The sequence below is a fragment of the Bifidobacterium sp. LH_419 genome (genome assembly GCF_056356955.1).
The window spans coordinates 127,639-153,280 of sequence record NZ_JBKEVG010000002.1 but is presented as its reverse complement, the minus strand read 5'-3'; the positions used below and the strand labels follow the sequence as shown (position 1 = coordinate 153,280).

The following is a 25,642-nucleotide window of genomic DNA, read 5'->3' as shown; positions in this document are numbered from 1 at the left end:
ACGGTTCAGCGCACGATCGACGCGTCGGGCGTCGCCCTGACGAGCTCCTCGCGCACCGCGAGCGTGGTGGGCGCGACCACCGACAGCCCGGCGGTCTTGTCGGAGTCGAGTCCGCCGCCGATGCGCGCGCCCCACGAGACGGCCTTGGCCTCGTCCGAGACGATGGCGGCGACGCCCTCCCCTTTCACGGTGGTCGCGTCATGCGCCTTGACGGTCACCTCGCGTTCGTCGCCGGCCTTGCCGGTGTCGTCCATGAATGTGAGCTTGACGGTGGCGTCATCGTCGCCGGCGTTGACGAACGTGAGCGTCGTATCGACGCCGTCCGCAATCGCCATGCCGGAGGAGACTGCGGGAGCCGAGGCCTGGAGCAACGCGAAGTCCTCCTGTCCGTCGGAGCCGGATCTCGTGGCCTTGGCCGAGGCGACGAAGGCCTTCCCGCCGCCGGAGACGACGATTCCGCGCGCGCCCTTGGGCGCCTTGCCCAGATCGATGACGGCGACGCGGTCCGCCTTCACCTGCTCCTTGCGGATGTCCTTCGCACCGTTCTCGGTGGCCCAGGAAAGGGAGACCTCGCCGGCGCTCTTGCCGTACAGGTAGAGGCTCACGCGGTCGCCCTCGGCCACGCCGGGAATCACGCTCGTGGCCGTGGCGTCCGCGGCGGGCATCGCGAAATCGGAGCCCTTCGGCGTCAATCCGCTGCTCGCCGTGGTGCGCACGACGGCGCCCACCGGCGTGGCGCCGCTGTCCACGGTGACGTAGACGCCGTCCTGTCCGGAAGCGGCCGCCGACAGGTCGACGACGGTCTCCCCCTCGGCGGCGACGGTGGCGCTGCCCGCCGTGGACAGGCCGAGCCGTCCCGAGGCCTTGCTGCCCACCACCGTGATGGACACGGTGGTCGCCTTGGACGAGGGATTGGCGAGCACGAGCTGCTGCCGCGTGCCGGTGGCCGTGGAGGTGAGCAGGAACGACTGGCTCATCGCTGGGGTGACGCAGGTGGCGGCGGAGATGCCGCGCAGGTCGCCGTCCGCGGCGTGCGACACGGTGACGCCGGCGTGGCCGGAACCGTCGCCGGCCTTGAGCAGGTTCGTGTCGAGCAGGCGGGAGTAGCCGCCGTCGTCCCTCGACACCATCGCGTCACGGCTGACCGGCTTGTCCGGGGCCTTGAGCGAGACGGTCTTCGCGTCGCCGGTCAGGTCGAGCGGCGTGGACGTGGAGGCGTACACGGAGCCGAACGCGGCGAGCGCGGTGGAGGTCGTCATGTCGCCGGCGGATGCACGGTACTCGCTGTCCCCCCAATCGGTGGAGTCGGGCAGTTCCATGCGGGCCGGGCAATACGCCTGCAGACGCTCCTGGACGATGCGGTGCGACGATCCGAGCGTGCCCGAGGCGGAATCCACCATCACGTCGGGCATTCTGACGACAGCCAGCACGGCGAACGCCGCGATGAGCAGCACGCTGGTGACGACCGCCACGATGACGCGCAGCACGCGCATCGGTGTTCCCTGCCTGTTCATGCGGTTTCACCCTCCTCTTCGCGTTCGGCGCGCGCGTCCTCGTCGACCGGCTGCCCGCGCCGTCGCCGTGGCGCGGCGACGAGCACGTACAGCAGGCATGTCACGCCCAGCAGGACCAGCCAAACATAGCGCCACGGACTGTGCGCCATGGCGCGTTCACGCGTGGCGTCGACGCCGACGCCGGTGCCCTCGGCCGCGGTCAGACGGTAGTAGGTGCCCGAGTCGGAGGTCACGACGGACTGGGTGCCGTCGGACGCGGTGATGTTCGTGGCGAGCTGGTCGGATCCGGATTGTCCGGAGACGACGAACACGCCGCCGAACCCGAGACCCACGAGCGCGGAGATGGCCGCGTCGTCGCTGTTCGACAGGAGCCTCGCGGACAGCTCGCCGATGCGCCCATCGGCGTCGTCCGTCTGGCCGGCGGCCTGGCGGGCACGCCATGCGGGCGAGGAATCGACGAGATCGCCCACCGAGGTGTCCATGACCGCGTAGGAGACGTTGGAACGGGAGTCGGCCTCGAGGGCGAGGATGCGTTGGCCGGGCTGGCCTTCGAGCATGTCCGTCGCCACCATCGGCAATCCGGAGCCCGAGACGGCGACGGACCCCTCGACGTGACGGGCCGTGGAGAATCCGGTCCAGGCGACCACGCCCACGGACAATGCGACACACAGCAGCACACGTCCCGCGATCACGGCCCGGTGCCATGCGCGTCCGGAGGCGGCGCCGGAATCCGACCGGCCGCCCGGAGCGCGCAGGGCGACGAAGCGGCGGACGGCGCCGCCGGCCATCAGGCATACGCACGACAGCGCGCCGAGCATGGCGAGCAGAAGTCCGGGAAGCACCGATCCGGCCACGGCGCCGTCGGCGTCCAACGCGATGGCGACCCGTGCCGAGCCGAGGCTCAGCGCGCCGCCCGCGACGATCGTCACCCACATCATGCGCGAGGCGCGCAGGGCGAACGGCAGGACCAACGAGACGACGGCCAGCACGGTCACGGCGAGCAGCATGCACAGGGTGGCGATGCCGAATCCGGAGGTGAGGAACTGCGTGAAGCCGCCGGTCTCGTCGAATCCGAACGCGCGGATGACCACCTCGGTCAGGTTGAGCGCCGCCGGACGGCCGTTGGCCGACGCGACGGGGACGGTCATGTCGCCGAACAGCTGACGCCATTCGCCGCGGGAGGCGTAACGCACGGACGCGACGAGCGTCGGCGCCGCGAGCAGCGCGGCGGGCAGCGGCATGAGCAGCAGCATGGCGCGATGCCGGGGCACGAAGACGAGGAAGACGAGGAACGTGACGACGAGGGGCAGCAGCAGCTGGGGCTCGGCGGCCACGACCGGCATGTAGCACAGCGAGGCGGCGGCGGACGCCTGCACCGAGGGGCGCGGACGGACCGGATCCTCGGTATGGTAGAGCCCCACCGCGCGGAACGTGAACGCGAACGCCGCGGGCATGAGCACCATCACGGTGAGCATCGGCAGGTCGGCGGTCGAGAACAGTCCCATGGCGAGGCCGAGGGAGACCCACAGCAATCCCGAGATGACGCGCACCGCGTCGGAACGGGTGAATACGCCGGCGAGCGCCCAGAACGACAATGCGGCGCACGGCGCGGCGAGGAAGAACATGAGGACCGTCGCGGCGGCCACATGCCCGCCGGTGAGGAGGGAGACGAGCAGCAGCACCCACAGCCACGGGGCCGGTGGGGCGGCGACGCCCACGCCGACGCCCCACGTCCACTGCGTGGTGGCGGCCGATGCGAGCTGGGCGAGGGAGGCGCCGGTGGGCAGCCATTGCGCCGAGACGAGCGATCCGCCGGACAGCGCCGTGCGGAACAATGACCAGTCGAGCGCGAGCACCGCGACGAACGCGGCCGCGGCCATCGCGGCGGCGAGCCCCCAGCGGCGCACGGCGCGCATGCGCAGATGCGCGCGCACCAGCGGCCCCAGCAGCACGGTGCCGCGCTGGTCGGCGAGGGCGTGCGAACGTTCCCTCCACTGCGTGAGCTGGCCGCGCGTGGCGGTGAGCAGCGCCAGTCGCCGCCGGTCCACCTTCGTCTGACGTGCGACCGCCCGGCGCGCCCGCAACGCCCCGGGCAGGGATGCGAGCGCACGCCAGGGCATGCACAGCTCGCACCATGCCTCATAGGGCTGCTTGGCGACGAGACGGGCCAGTGCGAGCCCGATGGCGGCGACGAGCGAGACGAGCCAGACGAGGGGCCAGCGGGGCATGGCGATGTCCGTGCACCGGTAGCGGCGCCATGCGGTCATCACGCGCATGGACGGATTGACCGCGTCCTCCGGGTCCAATCCTTCGCCGCCGTGCGAGCGCACGCCTTCGAAGCGGGCGCGGCGATGGGCGATGCGCGCGCGGGGGACGACGACCACGCGTCCGCCACCGCGGCAGATCCTGCGGCATAGGTCGGTTCCCTCGGCGTAGGTGGTGAACCACGGGTCGGTCCCGCCGAACGCGCGATAGGTCTCCATGGGTACGAGCGCGCCGGCCAGCGACACGGCGAAGACGTCGGCGCGGGCGTCGTACTGCTCCTGGTCGGGTTCGTCGTCGACGACCAGCGTGTTGACGACGTGGCCGGTCGCGTAGGCGCCCACGCCATGCAGCCGCGTGCCCTCCCAGTCGAGCTGCTTCGCGCCGAGCAGGGAGGCGCCCGGCGTATTGCGCCACGCCTCGACGAGGCGTTCCAGACAGTGGGCGTCGGCGGGACGGGAGTCGTCGTGCAGCAGCCACAGGGCGCGTGCCGTGCCGTCCAGGCCGGCGTAGTCCATGGCCTTGGCGACCGCGGCGCCGAAGGACGAGGCCCCTTGGGCGCGCACCAGCCACACGTCGACCGACAGGGTGCGCGGTTCACGGCCCAGCAGCGGGTCGGTGGGCGTCACGGTCACGTCGAACGAGGTGCGCAGCGGCTGCGCGGTGTCGCCGGTGCAGTCGGCCACGACGATCGCGCCGGGCAGCACGGTCTGTCCGAGCAGCGATCCGAGCGTGTCCGGAAGGAATCTCAGATCGTCCTCGACGGTCACGACGGCGGCGACGCCGGTCTCGACGCCGCGCGCCCGTGAACGCGGACGGGCGGCCAATGCGTCGGACAGGATCCGGCGCACGCCGCCCGTGGTGGGAAATTGTTCGATGTCTGCAGTCACGCCTGCTCCTTGCGTGTTTTCTTGTACCGTCGGCGTTCCCTCTCGCTCATGCCGCCCCAGATGCCGAACCGCTCATCATGCTCGATGGCCCATTCGAGGCACTGCCGGCGCACTTCGCACTGCGCGCACACGCGTTTCGCATCGCGCGTCGACCCACCCTTCTCCGGGAAGAACGCCTCCGGATCGGTCTGCGAGCACAGCGCCTTGCGCTGCCATGACACATCGCCGTCCGGGGAGAACAGCCCCCATAACAGCTCCTCCAGCGGCTCGTCGGCGGAATCTTCGGCAATGCCCCACATGTGCATGACCTCCCTTGCCTGATTCGAGCCTGTTCCTTCGTGTCTAGATTACACACATGCGGTTTGGCTTTTGTCAAGTGGAGCCGTGTCAATGCCACAGTTCGGACGTCCGATGTGGTATAAGCCCGTTCCCTTGGTTTTCCAACGGAACGGCGTCCGTCCCTCCCCGTCTTCAGGATGCTTTTCGTCCGCATGCCGTACAATCGAGAGGATTTTTGTCTCCGACAGGAAGGTTTGCGTCCGTGGGCTCGAAGAGATCCGGCAACGATATCCCCAACGTGAACGGATGGGGAGACCGCTCCCCCCGTCATAGCGTGGCGTTCCGCATCCAGCACAAGCTGCGCGACACCGTGATCTGCGTGGTCGTGGCGGTGCTCGTGTTCGCGGGCACCGCGGCCGGCGCGACGCTGCTGGACATCAACGGCACGATCGCCGACCAGGCGGTCGGCGTGATCCCGCAGAACGGCAACTCCGCGTCGAACTCCGTCGTCGACCCGAACGCCGGCAAGTCGCTGGAGATCCTCATCCTGGGTCAGGACACGCGCGACGGCGGCAACAGCGCCATCGGCGGCTCCGGCGGCGACCTGGACGGCACGCACAACGCGGACACGACGATGGTCATGCAGATCTCGGCGGACCGCAAGTACATCAATCTCGTGTCCATCCCGCGCGACTCGCTCGTCGACGTGCCGAGCTGCGAGACCTCGAACGGCACGGTGGGCGCCCAGTACAACGTGATGTTCAACTCGATCTTCGCCTCCGGCTACAGCCAGGGCGGCGACCTCGCCTCGGCGGCCAGCTGCACGATGAACGCGGTGAACTCGCTGACCGGCCTCAACATCCAGAACTTCATCGTCGTCGACTTCAACGGCCTCAAGAGCATGATCGACGCGGTCGACGGCGTGGACCTGTGCATCCCCTCGGACATCTCCGACGACTACACGGGCACGTACCTGAACAAGGGCTGGCAGCATCTCGACGGACTGGCCGCGACCCAGTACGCCCGCATGCGCCACGGCGCCGGCGACGGCTCCGACGTGCAGCGCACCACCCGCCAGCAGTACCTCGTCAAGCAGCTGCTCAACCAGGCGCTGCAGAAGAACATGCTCACCCAGTCCGGGCAGCTCTACCAGCTCGCGAAGGCCGCGCTGAAGTCCCTCAACATCTCCAAGGGACTGGCGAACACGACGACGCTCGCCGGTCTCGCCATGAGCCTCAAGGACCTCAAGGTCTCCAACTTCTACACGCGTACCGTGCCCGTCGTCGAGGCCCCGACCGACGCCAACCGCGTGGTGTGGGGCGACGACGCGGACGCGCTGTGGGCCAAGATGCGCAACGGCGAGCCGTTCGTCTCCCAGACCACGGAGACCTCCACGGACTCCGGCTCCACCGGTTCCGCCGACTCCGGCCAGTCCGGTCAGTCCAACGGATCGTCCGCCGACCAGGGCGCGGCCGCTCAGGGCTCCACGGACCAGCAGGGCACCGAGCAGCAGGGCACCGAGCAGACCCAGTCCGCCAACACGAAGGTCGCCGACGGCGTCGAGCAGGACGCCTCGGGCCAGTACATCGACACCGCCACCGGCGGCGTCATCGACACGGAGACCGGCATCATCAAGGACGCGGCCAGCGGCCAGGTGATCGGCATCTCCGAGGCCTACCTCAACAACGTGGCCTGCCCCGTCAAGCAGTAGCCCACGGCGGGACCGGCGTGTTCCGGCGAAAGGCCCCGCGGCGCGATGCGCGTCGCGGGGCCTTTCGCATGTGCCGGAAATGAGAAAATACCAGACGCCCGGCCCCCATCCGCGCCACGATGTGCAACAGTGTCATAGGTTCAGACAACAATCATCCGATCAGGCACGGGGAGGCGGCATGACGCAGGAAGACGAGGGCTCACGTTCCCAAGGGGTTCCTCCGAGCTTCATCCCCGCCGCCTCCCGCCGCCGCCCGGCGGCCGAAGGCGTCCAGGGATTCGCCGCCAAGCCCGCGTCGTTCACGCCGACGGCCGCCGCCTCGTTCACGCCGGCCGCGTCGTTCGCACCGGCCTCGTCCGGCGGCACGCCGCCGAGCTTCACGCCGGTCCCGTCGCGCGCCGAGGCGCGTCATGCGCAGCCCCGGCAGTCCCAGCATCCGACGCCCGCCTCGTTCACCCCGCGTTCCAGCGCATCGGCGTCCGTGTCCTCGCTCGGGTCGTCGGCCGCGCCGTCACGGGTCCCGCGGTCGGCGGCCGCGCCGCGATCGACGTCATCGGCCGCCGCCTCCGGCCACGATTATGAGCAGTCCCCGCGCAGCTTCTCCCCCGCGCCGGCGCGCGCCGCACGCCGGTCGACGGGTTCCAGCAGCGTCGCCGGTACACGCCGTCCGGGCGAGGGCGCGGCACGCGCCGCACGAACGGATTGCCCCTCGTCCATGAGACGGGACGCGGGAGGCCGCGACGGTCTGCAGCACGCGGGGAACGCACGGACCATGCGGGCCATGCGCCGCCGACGCCATCGCGCCCCGCACATCATCCTCGGCGCGCTCGCCGCGCTCGTCATCGCGCTCATCCTCTCCGTATTCGGCGCATGGCATTGGGTGGACTCCCGCCTCACCAAGGAGAACGGGTGGCTCACCTCGGCCGCGAACACGTCGGCGACGACATGGCTGATTCTCGGCTCCGACGAACGCGACGGCACCGCCGGCGGCAGCGCCGACGACACGCCGGGCTTCCGCACGGACACGATCCTGGTGCTCACCAAACCGAAGAACGGCCCCAGCTCGCTCATCTCCATCCCGCGCGACTCGCTCACCCAGGTGGACGGCACCTACATGAAGATCAACGCCGTCGCGCAGCTCAGCGGCAACCAGGCGCTCGTGAGCACCGTCGAGCAGATCACCGGTCAGAAGATCGACCACATCGCCAAGATCAAGTTCGGAGGCCTCACGACCGTGGTCGACGCGGCCGGCGGCGTGAACCTGTGCTACGACGAGACGGTCCAGGACCCGTACTCCGGACTGAACTGGCAAGCCGGATGCCATGTGGCGGACGGCACGACGGCGCTCGCGTTCTCCCGCATGCGCTACTCGGACGCGAACGGCGACTTCGGACGCGCCCAACGCCAACGTCAGGTGATCTCGGCGATCGTCTCGAAGATCTCCTCCAAGGAGGTGCTGGGCAATCCCGCCAAGGCGATGAAGGTCGCGGACGCTGGCCTCGCCGCGGTGACCTTCGATTCGAAGACCTCCCCCGCCACGCTGATCGACATGGCGCTGACGTTCAAGGCGGCCACGGGCTCCGACGGCGTGACCGGCAGCGTCTATTGGACCGACCCCGACTATCAGGTCGACGGCGTCGGCTCATCGGTCCTGCTGGACGACTCGAAGAACCTCGAACTGTTCTCCGAACTCGCGGGAGGCACACACAAGGCCGGAACGGTCGGCACCCTCGCGGAGGCGGAGAACGGCTGACGGTTCCCGCACGACGAATCGCTCTTGCCACCTCTCTCCCCGCCCCTCGTCCCCGGATTTGTGAAGATTTCCGGGGGCTCCATCCACATTGCCCGTGGAGGTTGCACGCGACGCGCCCGCCCCCGGACACTGGGGGCATGACACGGAGAACCCCATCGCGCGGCAGGGCGGCCGACGATCCCGCGCGCCGCGAGGAGCGCCTGACCATGGTGGCGACGGCGGCGCCGCTCGCCGCCCAGATCGTCATGCTCGCCGTGCTGCTGGCCATGCGCCGCTGGATGTTCGCGCTGATGCTGGCGCCGTCGATCATCGGATGCGTCGCCGTGCTGCTCGTCCAGTACGCGCGGAACCGGAACCGGGACCGCGACCCGTCGGGCATCGGCGCCGACGACCGCGCACGGCGCGAGGCAATCGACGACGGCACGGAGCTGGACCAGCTCGAACCGGTGCCGCTGGAAGGCCTGCTCGCGCTGCTTCCGTCCGACGACGCGTTGCCCTGGCGGACGATCGCACGGCGATGGCTGGAACCGTGCACGCTGGACGTGCCGGTCGGCGTATGCGCCGACGGCGTGTTCCGGTTGGATCTGGAACGGCAGGGGCCGCACGCGCTGGTGGCGGGCACCACGGGCTCGGGCAAGTCGGTGCTGCTGCAGAGCTGGTGTCTGGCGCTCGCCTGCCGCAACACGCCGGATGACCTGCGGTTCGTGTTCCTGGATTTCAAGGGAGGGACGGCGTTCAAGGAGCTGGAACGGCTCCCTCACTGCATCGGCAGCGTCTGCGACCTGGACCTGAAGCACGCCACGCGCGCCCTGCACGCCATCGAGGCGGAGCTCAGACGCCGCGAACGCCTCGTCTCGGACGCGCACGCGCAGGACGTCGAATCCATGGGGACCGACGCGCCGCCCCGCATCGTCATCGTGGCGGACGAGTTCCACGCATTGAAGGACCAGCTGCCGGACATGGTGGACCGGCTGGTGCGCATCGCCTCGCTCGGCAGGGCGCTCGGCATGCACGTGATCGCCTGCACGCAGCATCCGGCCGGACAGGTGTCCGCCGACATGAAGGCGAACATGTCGCTGGGACTGTGCCTGCGCGTGCGCGACGGCGTGCAGTCGACGGAGATCATCGGCTCGACGAAGGCCGCACGCATCCCGCCGTCGCTGCCCGGCGTGGCGTACTGCAGCGACGGCGAGGCGGTCGTCCCGTGGCGTTGCGCCGCCGCGCGGGACATCCCGCGGATCGTGGACGCGGTGGACGCCGCCGCGCGTCTGCACGGTTCGATCCCGCCGCCCGCGCTCTTCACCGCGCCGTTGCCGCGGCGCGTGGATGCGCTCGCCGCGTCCCCCGGCGGCGGCGTGCCGTTCGCCCTGCGCGACGACGGCGTGTCGCTCCACGTCGCCCGTCTGCCGTTGGACCGCGGCAACATCGGCGTGATCGGGCAACATGGCCGCGGCAAGACGAATCTGCTCGACGTGGTCCGGCTTCGTCTCCTCGCGGACACCGGAGCCGACGCGCCGGCCGTGCGCCTCACCGTGCGCGACGGGGACGGCCATCGCAGCCGGATGCTGCGTGGGGACGCCCGCGGGACAGGCCCCGCCCTTCCCCGGTCCGCCCGCCCCCGGCTCGTCTGGATTGTCGATGACGCCGGCCCCCTGTTCGACCCGTTCGGCGATGACCCGCTGTGCGCCGAGCTGCGCGGGGCGCTGACGGACCACCATGTCACCGTGGTGTTCGCGGCCGATACCAGCCGGCACATCCGCATCCCGGAGCATTGCGCGATCCGCGTGGTGTTCCCCACCGGCGACCGCGCCACCGACCAGATGAACGGCATTCCCGGCGACCTGTGGACGTCGTTCGACCATGACGACATGGTGCTGCCCGGGCGCGCGGTCCTCATCGACCACGCGCGCGCCGCGCCGGTGCAATGCGTGCTGGCCGGCGGCTGACGGGCGCGCCGCGCCGCCGGGCGCCGCCGTTCCTTCATCTCTTTGGCGAAAAGTCTTGAAAATGACGTGCGAACGTGCTTATGTATATGAAGACAGGATGTAGAGGGCTCGGACAGGAGTGTAACGACGATGAGCAGTGCTTACGATTGGCGCGCCAAGGCCGCGTGCCGCGACAAGGATCCGGAGTTGTTCTTCCCGGTGGGCAACACGGGTGCCGCATACCAGCAGATCGAGGAGGCCAAGGCCGTGTGCCGCACCTGCAAGGTGATCGACGCATGCCTCAAGTGCGCGCTCGACACGAACCAGGATTATGGTGTCTGGGGCGGCCTGAGCGAGGACGAGCGTCGCCAGCTCAAGCGCAAGGCGATGCGTCTGCGCCGCTCGCAGGCCATGCAGATGCAGATCTGAGGTCCGCATCTCCCCCGTGGTTCCCGCGTCATGGCGGAGCCGCGGCTTTCCGCTTGCATAATGATGAGGCCCGGCCCCCTGTGGAGCCGGGCCTCATCATATGTCCGGACCGTCGCCCGTCGCCCGAACGTCACTCGGTCTGGGCGGCGCGCAGCTTCATGTCGAGCACCACGCGGGTGCCGCCGTCGCGACGCGGCTCCCAGCGCACGGTGCCGCCGAAGTCGTTCGTCACGAACGTGTTGATGATCTGCGTGCCCAGGCCCGAGCCCGAGGAACGCGCCATGCCGCCCTGGGCCTCCGTGTCGATGCCGGTGCCGTCGTCCTCGACGATGACGCTCAGGTTCGAGCCGGAACGTCCCACCGAGATGGTGATGTGGCCTTCCTTGCGTCCCTCGAAACCATGCTCGACGGAATTCGTGATCAGCTCGGTGAGCACGAGCGACAGCGGGGTCGCGTCCTGGGCGGGCATCATGCCGAACTTGCCGACGAAGTCGATGTCGATGTGCTGGTCGCGCATCGTGGCGACGTCGACGGCCATCTTGAGCAGGCTGGCGATCACCTTGTCGAAGTCGACGACCTCGTCGACGGTCTGGCTCAGGCCCTCGTGCACCATGGCGATGGTCTGCACGCGGCGCTGCGCCTCCTTGAGCTCCTTCTTGACTTCCTCTGACTTGGTCTTGCGCGCCTGGAGGCGCAGCAGGGCGGAGACGGCCTGCAGGTTGTTCTTCACGCGGTGGTGGATCTCGGAGATCGCCGCGTCCTTGGTCTGCAGCTCCTGTTCGCGGCGGCGCAGCTCGGTGACGTCGCGGCACAGGACGATGCCGCCGGTGCGGCCGTTCATGTCGTACAGGGGCAGCGAGCGCACCGACACGGCGGAACGGTCCGTGGTGATTTCGGAGTCGACGGCGGCCTTGCCGCTGAGCACGAGCGGCAGCTGCTCGTCGACCTGCTCGTTCTGTTCGCGCAGCAGGTCGGCGCCGAGCTCGCTCAGGTAATGGCCCTGCATGGTGGTGAGCAGGCCGAGGCGACGGAAGCAGCTGATCGCGTTCGGCGAGGCGTAGCGGACGATGCCGTCCATCGTGAGCACGATGAAGCCGTCGGCGACACGGGCCATATGGCGCTGGCTCATCACCGAATCGGAGTACGGGAACTGGCCGCGCGGGATCATCTCGTACAGCTGCTTGCCGGCGTTGATGCTTTCGGACTCGTAGCGGCCGTTGGATTCGCGCGTCGCCATGTTGGTCTCGCGCACGACGAGGCCGAGCGTCTTGCCGTTGTGGCGCACGGGCGCGTACACGTTGCACACGGTGGACTTGCCGACGGTCCTCAGCACGGTGGACCGGAACACGACGGCCGACTGCATGGCGGCATCGAGCTCGCCGGTCATCGCCTCGGGCATGATGTCGCCGACGACGTCGTCGGTGCGCAGCGTCATCACGGTGGAGGGACGGCATTGTTCGGCCACGACGTAGCGGCCGTCGCCGTTCTGCATGATGAGCAGGAGGTCGGCGAAGCTCAGGTCGGCGATCACCTGCCAGTCGGCGACGAGCTGGTGCAGCCATTCCCTGTCCCTGTCGTCGAGGTCCGGCCGCGTTGCGAGTATCTGGGAGAAATCTGCCATGGCCCCCATCATACGCAACGCCGCGTCCTTCGCGACGCCGGCCTTCCGCCCCGGCAAGGCTTGACTTCGCCGTAACCTACGCTATCGTAGGTTACGGTAACGTAAGTACTGGATACGTCAATACATGAAGGGGCCGGAGGCGGCATGGCATACACGGGGAAGCTGACGGACGAACAACTCAGGGAGAAACGGCAGGCGGTCGTCGACGCCCGCGAGCAGGCGTTGAAGGCGCGCGCCGACGCGGCACGCAGCAAGGCCGAGCTCAAGGCGCAGGAGATCCGGCTCAAAGCGGAGGCGAAGGCCAAGCACGTCATCGCCAAGGGCGAGGCCAAAGCGTTGAGGCTGGAAGGCATCGCGCCGGCCGAGGTCGAACGCAAGATCCGCCTCGACGTGCATGGACGCCCGAAGCCGGCCATGCGCGGCTGGATCCACGCGGTCGCCTCGCCGCTGTCGCTGGCCGCAGGCATCGTGCTCATCTGCCTCGCGCAGGGGGCGGGCCTCAAATGGGCGTGCGCCGTGTTCATGACGGCCTCGCTCGTGCTGTTCACGAACTCCGCCTGCTACCATCTGGGCGATTGGAGCCCGCACGTCACCGACGTGCTGCGCCGCATCGACCATGTGAACATCTTCCTGCTCATCGCCGGCACCTACACGCCGGTCTCGTTCGCGCTCCAGCCGTTCTGGCGCAACTTCATCATCATCTCGATGTGGACGTGCACGGCCGTGGCGATGATCATCCACGTGATCTGGATCTCCGCGCCGCGATGGCTGTACACGATCGTCTACATCGTCTTCGGCATCTACGGACTCGCGTTCATGGCGCTGTTCTGGCGGTCGCCGTACGCGGGTCCCGCGGTCGTGATCCTGCTGTGCGCGGGCGGTGCCTGCTACATCCTCGGCGCAATCGTCTACGCGCTGCGCAAGCCGGATCCGTGGCCGCGCGTGTTCGGCTTCCACGAGATCTTCCACTGCGGCACCGTCGCCGGGTACGCCTGCCACATGGTCGCCATCTACATGGTGATCGTCGCACTGTGGGTCTGAGGCCTCGGAACGGATACGGGAAAGGCCCTCCGGCTCCCGATTGGATTGGGGGCCGGAGGGCCTTTCCGTATGCGCGCGTATGCACATACGCGCATATGTATCGTCACGCTCACACGAGCGGCTTGGACTCCTTGATGGTCACGGAGATCTCGCGGCCGTTCGGCGCCTTGTAGCTCACTGTGTCGCCGGCGGAGGCGCCGTTGATGGCGGCGCCGATCGGGGATTCGGGGCTGATGATGTCGTGGTCGGTGGCGATCGACAGGTCGCGCGTGCCGAGCACGAACACCTTCTCACGGCCCATGATGTCGAGCGTGACGAGGGAGCCGTCGCCCACCTTGCCGGCCGGCGGGGCGGTGAGGATCTTCGCGTGACGCAGCTTGACGGTGAGCTCGTCGATGCGGCCCTGGTTGACGCGCTGCGCCTCGCGGGCAGCCTGGTAGCCGCCGTTCTCGCTCAGATCGCCCTCCGCGCGCGCGGCGGACACCTTGGCGAGGATCTCGTCGCGGTACTCGCCCTCACGCCAGGCGAGCTCCTCCTTCATCTTGTCGTACGCCTCCTGCGTAAGCAGGATGTCCTTGTCGTCTTCTGCCATGTCGCTTCCTTATCCTCCCCGGCGCGCGTCACGCGCACGGGGATGCTGTGAATGTCTGTCGTGGATATGCGAAAGCGCCGGTCATCCCCGGCGCTTCCTGAAGAATCCGCTGCCGCCGTACTCAGCGCGTGGAGATGATGTCGATCACGAACACGAGCGTGTCGCCGCCGCCGATGCCGGCCTGCGGGACGCCGCGCGAACCGTAGCCGTACTCCGGCGGGATGGAGACGATGAGACGGGAGCCGACGTTGTGGCCCGGCACGGTCTGGTCCCAACCCTTGATGACCTGGCCGACGCCGATGCCGAAGCTGGCCGGCTGGTGGCGGTTGAAGCTGGAGTCGAACGGCTCGCTCTTGCCCCACACGACGCCGTGGTAGTTCACGGTGACGGTGTCGCCGCGGCGGACAATCGGACCGTCGCCCTCCACGACCTCGACGACCTTGAGACCGGCCGGCGCCTCGGCGGTCGGGAACTCGATGACGGGCGTGGTGCCGAACTCGGCCTGCACGGTGGGCATATCAGCCATGGGCTGCCTCCTATCTCACGGGGCGCGCGTCCCACACGACGCACGCCCGCATACGGAACATCATCCTCAATCGGACACAATGCCGACCATACTAGCACCACCGGCGCGCGGCAATCGGCATTCGCCCACTTCGGCGGTCGACGTTCGACCGTCTCAGCATTCGACCACGTTGACGGCGAGGCCGCCCTTCGAAGTCTCCTTGTACTTGGCCATCATGTCCTCGCCGGTCTCCTTCATCGTGCGGATCGCCTGGTCGAGGCTCACGATGTGCGAACCGTCGCCGAGCATGGCCATGCGCACCGCGTTGATGGCCGTGTTCGCCGCCATCGCGTTGCGTTCGATGCAGGGAATCTGCACGAGGCCGCCGACCGGGTCGCAGGTCAGTCCCAGATTATGCTCGATGCCGATCTCGGCCGCGTTCTCCACCTGTTCGGGGGTGCCGCCCATCACGGCGGCGAGTCCGGCGGCGGCCATCGAGCAGGCGGAACCCACCTCGCCCTGGCAACCGACCTCCGCGCCGGAGATCGACGCGTTGCGCTTGAACAGGTAGCCGATCGCGCCGGCGGTGAGCAGGAACGTCACGACGCCCTGCTCGTTCGCGTCGTCGACGAAATGCCAGTAATAGTGGAGCACGGCGGGGATGATGCCGGCCGAGCCGTTGGTGGGGGCGGTCACGATGCGCCCTCCCCCGGCGTTCTCCTCGGAGACGGCGAGCGCGAACAGGTCCACCCACGCGGCGTCGGAGCTTTCGAGCACGGCGTCATGGCGCTGCCGGTCACGGCGCAGCACGTCGGCGTTGGAGGCGAGACGCGCGTACATCTTCGGCGCGCGGCGGGGCACGTCGAGGCCACCGGGCAGCACGGGCTCGGTGGACGAGCAGCCGTGGTTCACGCATTCGCGCATGACGCGCCACACGTTGTCGATGGCGGTGCGCACCTGCACGCCGGAGCGTGTGGCGGTCTCGTTGGCCCACACGAGTTCGGCGATGCTCAGATGGCGTTCACGGCACAGGTCGACGAGTTCGGCGCAGGAGGAGAACGGGTAGGGCGCGTCCGGGCCGAAGTCGGTGGACGCGGACTCGTCCTCGTCGGCGAACGCGGTGCCCTCCGGCGGCCGCTCGTGGATGCCGATCATCAGGTCGTCCGGGTGCCCTTGGCGGATGAATCCCCCGCCGATCGAATACCAGACCTGCTCGTCGACGAGGCTGCCGGCCGCGTCGAACGCCTGGAAGCGCATGCCGTTGGGATGCGCCGCCATGCGCTTCCACTGCTCGAAGACCATGTCCTTGTCGTAGTGGAATCCGATGCGCTTCTCCCCGGCGAGGTTGAGCGTGTCGTCGAGCGCGCAGGTCTCGCGGATGCGCAGCATGTGCTGCGTGTCGACGGTGGCGGGCACGTTGCCTTCGAGTCCGGCCATGACGGCGCGGTCGGTGCCGTGGCCGAGTCCGGTGAGCGCGAGCGAGCCGTACAGGGTGACCTTGATCCGGTCCGTGCGTTCGATGAGCCCGTCGTCGCGCATCGAGGCGACGAACGCGTGCGCGGCGGACATCGGCCCCACGGTGTGCGACGAGCTGGGGCCCACGCCGATGGAGAACATGTCGAGGACGCTGAACATGGGGTTCCTCCTATCTGCCTTGTCTGGCTGTCTGGCCCGCCCGGCTACCTGCCGAGTGCGGAGAACATCATCACCGCGCACACGAGGCCAAGGGCGGCGAGCGCGATCTGCGCGACGAGCAGGCCGATCGCGGCCTTGCGCCTGGCGGCGAGCTTCGGACCGTGCGTCTGGCCGAGCATGGTGGCGACGAAGCCGAACACCGCGTAGTTGACGGCGACGGCGGCCACGTCCCCGTTGGAGAGCACGACGCCGTTGAGCGGCTGGTCGAGCGAGTTCATCACCGAGGTCATCACGAACAGGCCCCAGATGCCGTAGCCGATCGCGCCGATGACGCCGTAGGCGATGGGCTTGAACTTGTCGCGCATGCGCAGGGTGAACGATTCGACGCACCACAGGATCGCGAAGCCGACGACGTACGTGTAGGCGACGGCGACGAACGTGACGACGAGCGCCCACGGCACGAGCGAGGCGACGTTGCCGATCATCGTGAGGTAGAAGCCCGAGCAGGCGATCGCGCCGACGGTGAGCGCGGCACCGACGATGATGTTCTGCGCGAGCATGATCGGCAGTCCGGTCGTGGTGTCCTTGTCGACGTGGCTCCAGCTGGACGGCATGACGTTCCTCTCCTTCACGGGTGCATTGTGGTCGGGACGGGGAACGAGCCTAGCCGCCGTATGTTTCGGCGGTTTGTTTCCGGATGATGACGAACGATGGCGGACGATGGAAGTGCCCCCGCAGGGATTCGAGCATATCGAGCTTCAGACAACAGACACCGCCAAGCTCCATACTCGCAGCCAGACAGATGTACTCACACTGACCGGCAACATCCTGCCATTCGGTTTCCTGACCATCATTATTCGTAAACCCAGTCGTCAGTAAGGTAGTCACCTTTTCCTGTGGTGCTGGCGGGGAGGTCCCCGCTTTTTCTTTTCTCTAAATCATTCCTGGTCTTGCAGAGGCGTACGTGAAGTAGCGCAACACGGGAATACCGAAGGAACTTGTAATGGAAAAGCATGTAGGCGCATTTTTAGGTGCACAAGCCGACACGGGCAAAAGCACCCCCGAGGTGGGCAATAGGCTTAGGTCCAATCGGCCAGTCAGAGCTACAAGGAGGAGGAACTCCACCCGCGCGGGACGGACCCGGAGCAAATGGGGATCGGTCATAGCAAGACTGGATTCTGACGGACAACTGTATGCGTGGCAGGTCCGGTATAAGAACCCGATCGACCCTAGTAAGAAAGTACAACGTCAGTTCAAACCGGAATTCAAAGCGGAGGCATATCGATGACTTGATGAGGAGCATGAGCTCGTCATCAAGCATGAGAAGGGCATCAAGCAATGGGTTCATCCGACCGAACGGGCTAAAGCCGAAGCCGCGCTTCAGATTACATTCGGTGATTTTATCCGCAACGAATTCACCCCCGGATACCGTAAATCCGATGGAACGCCTTTGGCCGGGTCATCGAAACGGAACCTGAGAGCGGATTGCTGATCTGTTGGCTTTCGATTTCCTTCCCGATCAGCATGATGCTTACGTGTTGCAACAGGCCATTCTGGAAATCGCCATGCAGACTTCGAAGCTGGAAGAATCCAAGATTGAACTGGAGAGAGCCTTGGCTCTGGCAGAATCCTCTCATGCCTTCCCCATATTGGTCAAGGACGGAGCATAAGAAACAATCCCGCTTCCTATTCCAGATGTCACGGAAGTGCCCGCCCACTTGGCACGGGCACTTCCAACCAGTTTCCTTCGCGGACTAGTTCACTTGGCTTTTGACCAGCCCGGTTCCGTACGGGAACAGTACCGTGTTGGGATCGATATATTTCTTGGCGATGTTGTTGGCGTCTTTCGGCCAGGTAGTCGTCAGGTGCCCGCTGAAGTCCCGATCTGCGGACAGCAGCACATCGGCCACGCCCTCTCCTTCGGAACCGGGGAACCCGGCCATGATCACCGCATCCACCTGCTTGAGCTGGTCGGTGATGGTCAGTGCTCGGCCCGTGGTCAGTATCAGGATGATGGGCAGGTTCGGATGCGTTTTGCGGATGCTGGAGATCGTATTGATATCCTTCTGCTGTAGTGTCAGTTGATCCGCAGTGCGGTCGCCGGCGTATTCCGCGTATGGGCTCTCCCCGGCGACGACGATGGCCGCATCATAGTTTCCGGTGAATGAACCGTCTTCCTTGAGATCGACGGTTTGGCCGTTCTCTTTGCCGGCCGTCTTGAGGCCCTCATAGATGGTGGTGCCGCTGGTGATGTCGCCAGCCGACCCCTGCCAGGTGATCGTCCATCCACCGGACTGCATGCCGATGTCGTTGGCGGACGACCCCGCCACGACGATGCGCTTCATGGACGGCAAGTCGTTCATCAACGTGGAGCCATCATCGGTCGACCTGTTCTTGAGTAGCGTCAATGATTGCGCGACGGCCTCGCGGGCCACGGCGCGATGTGCCTCGCCGCCGAATTGCGCTAGCAGTTCCTTATTTGAGTAGGCCAGCTGTGGGTTCTCCAGCAGACCCATCTCATCCTTCACGTTGAGGATACGGGTCACCGCATCATCGACGCGCGCCATGGCGATATCCCCGGAGTTCACGCCGTCGATGACGGCCTGGCGTGCCGCGATCCACTTGGGTTGGGTTCCCTCGTGTTCGTCCACCATGAGCATGTCTACGCCGGCGTTCACGGCCTTCGCCACTTTCTGGGCGTAGTTCAGGTTGCCCTCAATCTGGTCGATGCCGTTGTAGTCGGTTATGACGATGCCGGTGAATCCGAGTCCTCGTTTCAACACGTTGGTGAGCAGGTCGGCGTTGCCGTGGCATTTTACACCGCCGATGGAGTTATAGGAGACCATCACCGATCTGACGTTCGCGTCCTGGACGGCCGCCCGGTAGGGTACCAGCAGTTCGCTGTCGAGAATCTTCCGGAATGCTTCGCTGTTGTAGTCGAGAGGCACATCACCTTGGTTGACGCCGTCTTTGGTGATGCCCTCGCCGATGAAATGCTTCGCGGTGGCGATGGCGGAGTCCGAGCCGGCCAGCCCGCTGCCGCTTTCGCCCGCCTGCGAGCCTTCGATATAGGCGGCGCCGAGTTTGGCCGAGAGATCTGCGTTCTCACCGTATGCCTCATAGGTGCGGCCCCATCGTTCGTTTTTGGGCAGTCCCAGCGTGGGCGTGAATACCCAGTTGGAGCCGGTGGCTCGTACCTCGCTTGCCGTGATCGCTCCGATCTGCTTCACGAGTTCGGCGTTTCCGGTTTGGCCGAGGTTGACGTTGTGCGGGAACAGTGTGGCGTCGGCGACGTTGTTGTGGCCGTGTACCGCGTCCACGCCGTACAGCAGCGGGATGCCGGTCTCGTTGATGACGGCGTGCTGGTAGGAATCGGCGCGGTTCGCCCAATCGGATGCGCTGTTGCCTGATTCCGGGGCGGCACCGCCGCCGCTCAGTATGGAGCCGATATGGTATTCAGCGGCCTGCTGCGGCGTGATGTGCCGGGTGTCCGGCTGCATCATCTGACCGACTTTATCTTCCAAGGACATCGAGGCCAGTAATCGTGCGACGCGATCGTTCCGGGCGGTCACCATGGTGGCGGCTGGTTCCGTATGTGAAGATGCGGGTTTCCGATGCGGGTTTCCGTCGTCGTTTGCCGAGGCCATCGGCACTGCGGCAAACACCAGTGATGCTGAGATCGCCATCGAAAGCAATGTGGTCGCCACTGCATTGCGGCGTCGAATACGGTTGTGCATGGTCGTTCCTTGTTCCTTATTCATAGAACGTTTGGATATTCATATTGAGGTTGGATGCGGCTCATGGCCGCGGCTGAAGGGAACGCCCGGAGACCTGTATTCTTACAGGTCTCCGGGCGCCCGTTTCCCTATCAGCGACGGCGGCTGCGGGCGCGCTTGGCGAGCAGAAGCGCCACGCCACCACAAACGAGTGCGAGGGCGACGGCCAAGGCGACACCGATGGCCGCGCCAGTCTTGCTCAGCGCTGTGTTCGTCTTGCGATCCGAGGACGCACCGTTGCCGCTGGACGGAATGACTTCCTGTTTCAGCCCGTCGATGGCCTGTTGGAGGGCGGATTTTGCCGCCTCGACCTGTTCCTTTGTGGCGTTATCCGAGTCAAGGATGGACTTCGCGGCGGCGATGGCCTTATCGAGGTTCGTCTTTGACGCGGCGGTGAAACGCTTGCCGTCATCTGGCTTCAGCGATTCGGCCTTTTCGACCAGTGCTTCGAGCGCGGACTTGTCGACGGTCGGCTTGGTGGGCTTGTCCTCCTCCTTCAGTCCGTCGAGCGCGGACTGCAATACCCGTGCCGCGTCGTCCACGGTCTGCTGGGCGGCCGTGCCGTCGGCGGAGACTTTGAGCGCGTTGGATAGTGCTTCATCCAGCGCGGCCTTCGATTCGGCGGTGAACTGCTTGCCGTCGGCGGGCTTACGGTTCTGGGCCTGTTCGATCAGCTTGTTGAGCTGGGTCTTGTCCACTGTCGGCGGCATGGGTTGGTCTGCGCTTTGGAGCGTGAGATTGGCGTACCGGTAGTTGACCGCGCCTCCCCTGGCCACGATGCGGAGCAGATGTTCGCCTTCGGTGAGCGGGACCTTCTTCAATGCGGTGGTGGCGTAGCTGTCCCAACCGTATTGGGGTACGTCCAGCGCGGCCAGCTCGGTGCTTTTGCCGTCCGCTGCGACCTCTTCAATCACGGCCGATGCGTTCTGGTCGTTGGTGGCGGCGTTGAGGCTGAACTGGTAGGTTCCACCCTGCTTGGCGTTGATGGAGAACTCTTGGTAGGAATTTTCCTCGCCCCATCCGACGTTACGCGTGTTGCCGGTTCCTTGCAGACCCCAGGCCTTGTCGTCGGAGCCGCCAATGATCGCATCGGTGGCGAGTCTCACCTGGCCGGAGGTTCCGGTTGCAGTGCCGACGTCCGTGGCATGGACTTTGGTGAGTCGCAGATCCCAGATGCTGGCGTCATCGGCGGTCAGTGCCACGCGCAGCGTCTGCTCGCCTGCGGCGAGGCGGATCCGCGTACGTCTTTCTCCGGTGTTCGCCACATCCCAGGTGTTCGGCAAGCTCACCGATACCGATTCCAATCCGGAGCCGGAGATCCTGATCGCGTTCGGCACGGCTTTGGCGTTCACCCAAAAGCCGTAGGTCAGCGTATAGTCGCCTTCCTCGGCGACGTTCAGCGTGTATTCCGCATAGTTGCCGTTCTTCTGGTTGTTGCTGAGGCTGCCGTTGGAGTCGGAGGCCTTGTCTTCGTTCAGGGAGACGGTGTCACCACCGACGGCGATGGGCGTTATCGCCTTGGACAGGGTGAGCTTCAGGCTGCGGTAGTTGAGACTGGTCCCCTTGGTGAGCACGCGGATGCGGTGTTCGCCCTGGGTCAGCTGCACGGTGGCGGTCTGCGTCTTGTAATTGTCCCAGCCGGTGTTCGGCACGTTGAGCTGCGTTAGATCGGTCGCCGTGGAGCCATCGACTGTTTGTATGTGTGCAACGGCGCCGTCGGATCCGGTGGCCGCGTCGAGGGTGACGACGTACGTGCCGGTCTTGGCGACGTCCACCAGGTAATCCTGATAGGAGTCGGCCTCGCCCCATCCGATGTTGCTCGGGTTGGAGCCTTGGATGGCCCATGCCTTGTCAGTGGAACCGTTGATGACATTTGAGGGTGCCAGTGTAGCCGGGGAATCGGCGTTCGTCTTCACTGCGTTCGCTTTGGCGATGCGGATGTTCCATAGGCTCGCGCCCTCGGCGTTGAGCTCGAAGCGCAGCGTCTGTCCGCCCGCCTTGAGGTGCAGGCCCGTTTTGTATTCGCCGGTGCCGTTGTACATGTTCGGCAGCGAGATGCTGGCGAGGTTGTCGGTGGCGAAACCGGTGCCGCCGGAGAGTTTGATGGCGTTCGGTACGGCGCCGTTGTCCCATACGCCGAAGGTGATGGTGTAGTCGCCTTCCTCGGTCACGTTCAGGTAGTAGTCCTGATAGTCGCCCTTTTTCTGGTTGTCGCTCAGCGATTCGACGCCGCGATATGGTCTGGCGTTCTCGCCGCCAAGCGTCACCTCCTGATCGCCAACCGTGATGCCGGCGGGCATGTCGTTGGTGCCGTTGAAGGTCAGGTCGGCGGACAAAGCGCCTTGGCCGTCGCTGTCGTCGTATCCGTTCGCCGCGACCGTCAAGCTGCCGGAGGTGCCGCCGTACAGCGTTTTCCCGGTCCAGTCGAGGGTCAGGGTGATGGTGTGGGCGTCTTTGCGTTCGGCTTTTGTCAGCGTCGCGTATGCGGCGATATCGCCGGTGAGCGAGACCACACCGTCGTCGGCGACGTGGTCGTTGAAGGTGCCTCCCGTGATGGTCACGTCCACGGATTTGGCCTGGTAACCGATCTCGCCTGCGGAGAGCGATTCGGGATCGTTCACTGCGGTGAACGTGACCGGCGCACTGATTGCGGTGCCTGCCGTACCGGAGTACTGGCTGGCATCCACGTTCAGCGTGGCGGTCATGTCGCTATCGAAGTCGACGTCCGATTCCGTAGTGAAGGTGACGCGCGCCGTGGTGTCGTTTACGCGATCGACGGTGTATGCGATGCCGTGGGGCGCGTCGTCGAACGTCCATTTCGCGGGATCAAACGTCTGGACGAATTGGCCGTCGGCCAGTGCAAGGGTAACGCTTTTGCCGGTGAGCGATCCTTCGGTCAGCTGCTCCCGTTCGGCCGTGATGGCGTTGCCGATGACCATCGCCGAGAACGATTGCGCGGCGCGGTCGAGCTTGATGCGCAGGGTGGCGGTGCCCTTGGCGAGCTGGACAGTGGCCTTTGTTCCGTAGACGTAGTCGCCGAGCTTGGTCTCCGTGCCATTGCCGTCCACGGAGTACAGGCTCACGTCGGCCGTGGTGGTATCGGCTGCGGTACGTACATGCCCAGCGACCACGTCCGTGGGTGTGGCGACGTATGCGGATTCGTGAACGGTGGAGCCGTTGTCGCGCGACGGTTCTTCAGACTCATCGCCCGTGTTCGGCTCGGTGGGATTGGCGGCGTTGCCGTCTTTCTGGTTCGTGCCGTTCTTCGATGAATCCTCATCAGGCGTTCCGTCACCGGGTTCTTGCCGGGTGGAATCGCCGCCTGTCTCGGTCTTGAAGTCCGCGCCGGCATCGCCCGCATCGGGGACGGCTTCTGCATCGTTCCCTGAAACGTTCGCGCCGGTGCCGCTGACCATGACGTCATAGGTGCCGGTCTTCTGCACGTTCACTGCGTAATCGAGATGATCGCCGTCGGCTATCGCGACAGCCTTGCCGTCGGCGATGCGTACTCCGTCACGATCGGTGTAGTTCGTCGCGTCGAGTCGTCCGGGAATGCCTACGGTGTCCTGTGTCTTGGTGAAGGCGATGCCGGCATAGTTCACGCCGCCTTCGGGGAAGGCCACACGTAGGATCTGGATGCCTTTGCCGAGTGTCACCGTGGTCTGGGCGGTGGAGGTGACGGCGTTGTCGGACGAGTAGTGTGCCGTGCCGAGTTCGTTGCCTCCGGAGGACAGCGTGACTGGCGTGTTGCGTGTCGAACCGCTCGCGGCGGAGAGGGCGTACGTCACCTTGTACGTGCCGGCTCTGCGAACGTTCACCAAATATTCCACGGTGCTGGTTTTGTCGAGCCCGGTGATGGCGGTGTCATTTTTGGTGCCGGCGCCGTCGAGGGTGGCGTCGGCCAAGGTCAGGGCGGCGGTCACGTCCTTCACTTTGGTCTGGTCGATGGGCTGCCACCGGTAGGTGGCGACGTTCTTGGCTGGCACGCTGGACACGAACTGTGCACCATTGTTGACGACCTTGAATTTCTGTTCTTTGTCGGTTCGATTGACGACCACCATGGAGACCTCACCGGTCTTGGGGTTCTTGAACGCCACATTGGTGAGCGTGTCCGGGGAGCCGGCGGTGCTGTCCACACGTACGTCGCCCGGACGAATGTACCGGCTGAACTGGCTGATGAGGTTCACTTCAGGCGTGTTGACCACGTCATCGGGGTTCTTCGCGTTCTGCACGAAGGTGGTGGGATCGGGAGTGCCGACCCAGTGGTGGGTCTTGCCTTCGCTGTCGAGCATGGAGACCCAGCTGTTGTAGCTCTGAGAGCCGTTGCGGAACCAGTCGATCATCCAGTTCGCTCCGGTGGTGCCCCACCAAGAGCGTTCGGTCAGGTGGATGGACTTGTCCGGGTTGGCCTGGCTCAGTGCTCCCATCGTGCTGGGGTTGCCGCCGTAAGGATGGAAGGCGATACCGTCCACGTTGGCCCAGTCCTCGGGGCTTTGCTTCATTTCGCTTACGTAGGCGTCGGCACCGTCGAAGTTGTGGTCGAACGCCCAGACCTGAACCTGTTTCTCAGCATCATTCAACACGGTGCTGGCCGCAAGCTGTCTTTTGATGGCGGTGGCGAGCTTGGCTTCCTGCGTGCCGGTCATATGGCAACTCGGATAATCGATTTCCAGCAAGGGCTCGTTCTGCAATGTGAGTGCGGAGACTGGGATGCCTTCCTTCTGGTATTCCTCGATGTAGCGCACCAGGTACTTGGCGTAGTCGTCGATATGTTCGCTGTTGAAATCACCTCCCTTGAGCAGCAGATTATTGTCCGCATAGGATGCGCTGGAGCTGGTCGGGGTCTTCATCCACCCTGGCGGGCTCCACGGTGAGGCGAAGAAGCTGATGTCGACGCCGAGGTTCTTGGCTTCGGATTGGAGCGCATGCACGAAGTCGATGATGTGTTCGTCGCGGTCCTTCTGAATGCTGAATCCGGTCACACCGTCGCCGTCCCAGTTGGGTTCCGCGCCGTTCAATGTGGCATTCGGGGCATCGTAGTAGGTGTAGAAGTCTTTGTCGGTGAAGTCGGCGGCTCCGATAGTCAGGCGGAACGAGGTCAGTCCCATGCCGTTGACCGGGTCAAGCAGCGTCCTGATGAATTCGGCGCGTTTGGATTCACTCATTTTCCACCAGTTGCCCACAGTGGAGCCATCCACGGAGGTACCGATACCAGTGATGGTCTGGTAGGTTTTCGTGTCATCCACTGAGATGTCGGTGATGTTCTCATCGGTGGTGTCGGTGACGTTGGTCAGGTCGATGGCGTCCTTGGCCGATACCGCGTTGCTGACTGTCCAGTTGGGTTTGGATGCGTTCTTATCCGTCAGGTTCCAGAACCAGCCTGACTCCTGCGAGTGTTCCGTCGAGGACATCGTGACCTGGACTCCGCTGTTGCGGATGACGGTGCCAGTATCGGCCGCCGACGCGGCATTCATTGGGACCAGCATGGTCATCGAGACCGTAAGTCCCGTCAATGCGAGGCCGATTCGCCTTCGTTGTTTCATCATTCTCCTTCGAACTTCCTGTTTTCCATTGCGAGTCATCGAACACGTCGTCGTTGAAACACTCCAATGTGTGGATACGCTTCACCGCCTCACCATGACACGCATTTCATGCGCATGAAATTAAAACATTCGCATGAATACCGCCATCCTATCGCAAAGCAATCAG

Annotated in this window: 17 protein-coding genes; 6 read left to right on the top strand and 11 right to left on the bottom strand. The window is 65.7% G+C overall.

Annotated features, from left to right (window positions below):
- Positions 1–5: 5 nt before the first annotated feature.
- Genes AC1AYX_RS03225 through AC1AYX_RS03215 form a run of 3 tightly spaced genes read right to left on the bottom strand, consistent with a single transcriptional unit; the run spans position 6 to position 4,965 of the window.
- Positions 6–1,514: a DUF5719 family protein gene (locus AC1AYX_RS03225; RefSeq protein WP_476502153.1), complete on the bottom strand. Its 1,509-nt coding sequence runs from the start codon at positions 1,512–1,514 to the stop codon at positions 6–8.
- Positions 1,511–4,666 (bottom strand): glycosyltransferase family 2 protein, encoded by a 3,156-nt coding sequence (locus AC1AYX_RS03220; RefSeq protein ID WP_476502152.1) that lies wholly within the window; start codon positions 4,664–4,666, stop codon positions 1,511–1,513. The genes AC1AYX_RS03225 and AC1AYX_RS03220 overlap by 4 nt, the downstream gene beginning before the upstream one ends.
- A complete protein-coding gene (locus AC1AYX_RS03215) occupies positions 4,663–4,965 on the bottom strand; it encodes a WhiB family transcriptional regulator (RefSeq protein WP_476502151.1) in 303 nt (100 codons plus the stop codon). The genes AC1AYX_RS03220 and AC1AYX_RS03215 overlap by 4 nt, the downstream gene beginning before the upstream one ends.
- A 242-nt stretch (positions 4,966–5,207) precedes the next feature.
- On the opposite strand from AC1AYX_RS03215, the gene AC1AYX_RS03210 reads away from it, so the two are divergent.
- The 4 genes from AC1AYX_RS03210 (at position 5,208) to AC1AYX_RS03195 (ending at position 10,763) form a co-directional block, all read left to right on the top strand.
- Positions 5,208–6,656 (top strand): LCP family protein, encoded by a 1,449-nt coding sequence (locus AC1AYX_RS03210; protein ID WP_476502150.1) that lies wholly within the window; start codon positions 5,208–5,210, stop codon positions 6,654–6,656.
- A gap of 178 nt (positions 6,657–6,834) precedes the next feature.
- Positions 6,835–8,409 carry an LCP family protein gene (locus AC1AYX_RS03205; RefSeq protein WP_476502149.1) on the top strand — a complete coding sequence of 525 codons (1,575 nt, stop codon included), beginning with the start codon at positions 6,835–6,837 and terminating at the stop codon, positions 8,407–8,409.
- Between the two features lie 137 nt (positions 8,410–8,546).
- Positions 8,547–10,355, top strand: a complete 1,809-nt coding sequence (locus AC1AYX_RS03200) for an FtsK/SpoIIIE domain-containing protein (protein WP_476502148.1) — start codon at positions 8,547–8,549, stop codon at positions 10,353–10,355.
- Between the two features lie 129 nt (positions 10,356–10,484).
- Positions 10,485–10,763, top strand: a complete 279-nt coding sequence (locus AC1AYX_RS03195; RefSeq protein ID WP_034526413.1) for a WhiB family transcriptional regulator — start codon at positions 10,485–10,487, stop codon at positions 10,761–10,763.
- A gap of 130 nt (positions 10,764–10,893) precedes the next feature.
- On the opposite strand, the gene AC1AYX_RS03190 is transcribed toward AC1AYX_RS03195, so the two are convergent.
- Positions 10,894–12,384, bottom strand: coding sequence for a sensor histidine kinase (locus AC1AYX_RS03190; protein ID WP_476502147.1), 1,491 nt, complete (start codon positions 12,382–12,384; stop codon positions 10,894–10,896).
- A gap of 144 nt (positions 12,385–12,528) precedes the next feature.
- Between AC1AYX_RS03190 and trhA the strand changes: the two genes are divergently transcribed.
- Entirely contained in the window at positions 12,529–13,425 is an 897-nt protein-coding gene (gene trhA / locus AC1AYX_RS03185; RefSeq protein WP_476502146.1) for a PAQR family membrane homeostasis protein TrhA, read from the top strand.
- Positions 13,426–13,534: 109 nt separating this feature from the next.
- On the opposite strand, the gene AC1AYX_RS03180 is transcribed toward trhA, so the two are convergent.
- From AC1AYX_RS03180 to AC1AYX_RS03165, 4 genes are all read right to left on the bottom strand, one after another.
- Positions 13,535–14,017 carry a GreA/GreB family elongation factor gene (locus tag AC1AYX_RS03180; protein ID WP_476502145.1) on the bottom strand — a complete coding sequence of 161 codons (483 nt, stop codon included), beginning with the start codon at positions 14,015–14,017 and terminating at the stop codon, positions 13,535–13,537.
- 121 nt (positions 14,018–14,138) lie between these two features.
- The gene (locus AC1AYX_RS03175) at positions 14,139–14,543 is read right to left on the bottom strand and encodes an FKBP-type peptidyl-prolyl cis-trans isomerase (protein WP_476502144.1); all 405 of its coding nucleotides are present in this window, start codon (positions 14,541–14,543) and stop codon (positions 14,139–14,141) included.
- A gap of 153 nt (positions 14,544–14,696) precedes the next feature.
- Positions 14,697–16,157: an L-serine ammonia-lyase gene (locus AC1AYX_RS03170; RefSeq protein WP_476502143.1), complete on the bottom strand. Its 1,461-nt coding sequence runs from the start codon at positions 16,155–16,157 to the stop codon at positions 14,697–14,699.
- Positions 16,158–16,201: 44 nt separating this feature from the next.
- Positions 16,202–16,771, bottom strand: a complete 570-nt coding sequence (locus AC1AYX_RS03165) for a cadmium transporter (RefSeq protein ID WP_476502142.1) — start codon at positions 16,769–16,771, stop codon at positions 16,202–16,204.
- Between AC1AYX_RS03165 and AC1AYX_RS03160 the strand changes: the two genes are divergently transcribed.
- Positions 16,770–17,036 carry a hypothetical protein gene (locus tag AC1AYX_RS03160; protein WP_476502141.1) on the top strand — a complete coding sequence of 89 codons (267 nt, stop codon included), beginning with the start codon at positions 16,770–16,772 and terminating at the stop codon, positions 17,034–17,036. The two genes, AC1AYX_RS03165 and AC1AYX_RS03160, sit on opposite strands and share 2 nt — an antisense overlap.
- A gap of 536 nt (positions 17,037–17,572) precedes the next feature.
- Here the strand turns inward: AC1AYX_RS03160 and AC1AYX_RS03155 are convergent.
- The 3 genes from AC1AYX_RS03155 to AC1AYX_RS03145 form a co-directional block, all read right to left on the bottom strand.
- A complete protein-coding gene (locus tag AC1AYX_RS03155) occupies positions 17,573–17,794 on the bottom strand; it encodes a hypothetical protein (protein WP_476502140.1) in 222 nt (73 codons plus the stop codon).
- 117 nt (positions 17,795–17,911) lie between these two features.
- Complete coding sequence (locus AC1AYX_RS03150) at positions 17,912–19,894, bottom strand: glycoside hydrolase family 3 protein (RefSeq protein WP_476502139.1); 1,983 nt, start codon at positions 19,892–19,894, stop codon at positions 17,912–17,914.
- 131 nt (positions 19,895–20,025) lie between these two features.
- Complete coding sequence (locus AC1AYX_RS03145) at positions 20,026–25,479, bottom strand: carbohydrate-binding protein (RefSeq protein ID WP_476502138.1); 5,454 nt, start codon at positions 25,477–25,479, stop codon at positions 20,026–20,028.
- Positions 25,480–25,642: the final 163 nt, after the last annotated feature.

Bases quoted from the DNA above. Each gene is read 5' to 3' on its own strand.
- AC1AYX_RS03225 (WP_476502153.1), bottom strand. From the start codon at position 1,514: ATGAACAGGCAGGGAACACCGATGCGCGTGCTGCGCGTCATCGTGGCG.
- AC1AYX_RS03215 (WP_476502151.1), bottom strand. From the start codon at position 4,965: ATGTGGGGCATTGCCGAAGATTCCGCCGACGAGCCGCTGGAGGAGCTG.
- AC1AYX_RS03205 (WP_476502149.1), top strand. From the start codon at position 6,835: ATGACGCAGGAAGACGAGGGCTCACGTTCCCAAGGGGTTCCTCCGAGC.
- AC1AYX_RS03160 (WP_476502141.1), top strand. From the start codon at position 16,770: ATGACGTTCCTCTCCTTCACGGGTGCATTGTGGTCGGGACGGGGAACG.
- AC1AYX_RS03175 (WP_476502144.1), bottom strand. From the start codon at position 14,543: ATGGCTGATATGCCCACCGTGCAGGCCGAGTTCGGCACCACGCCCGTC.
- AC1AYX_RS03190 (WP_476502147.1), bottom strand. From the start codon at position 12,384: ATGGCAGATTTCTCCCAGATACTCGCAACGCGGCCGGACCTCGACGAC.
- AC1AYX_RS03145 (WP_476502138.1), bottom strand. From the start codon at position 25,479: ATGATGAAACAACGAAGGCGAATCGGCCTCGCATTGACGGGACTTACG.
- AC1AYX_RS03155 (WP_476502140.1), bottom strand. From the start codon at position 17,794: ATGAGAGGATTCTGCCAGAGCCAAGGCTCTCTCCAGTTCAATCTTGGA.
- AC1AYX_RS03180 (WP_476502145.1), bottom strand. From the start codon at position 14,017: ATGGCAGAAGACGACAAGGACATCCTGCTTACGCAGGAGGCGTACGAC.
- AC1AYX_RS03150 (WP_476502139.1), bottom strand. From the start codon at position 19,894: ATGCACAACCGTATTCGACGCCGCAATGCAGTGGCGACCACATTGCTT.
- AC1AYX_RS03200 (WP_476502148.1), top strand. From the start codon at position 8,547: ATGACACGGAGAACCCCATCGCGCGGCAGGGCGGCCGACGATCCCGCG.
- AC1AYX_RS03170 (WP_476502143.1), bottom strand. From the start codon at position 16,157: ATGTTCAGCGTCCTCGACATGTTCTCCATCGGCGTGGGCCCCAGCTCG.
- trhA (WP_476502146.1), top strand. From the start codon at position 12,529: ATGGCATACACGGGGAAGCTGACGGACGAACAACTCAGGGAGAAACGG.
- AC1AYX_RS03165 (WP_476502142.1), bottom strand. From the start codon at position 16,771: ATGCCGTCCAGCTGGAGCCACGTCGACAAGGACACCACGACCGGACTG.
- AC1AYX_RS03195 (WP_034526413.1), top strand. From the start codon at position 10,485: ATGAGCAGTGCTTACGATTGGCGCGCCAAGGCCGCGTGCCGCGACAAG.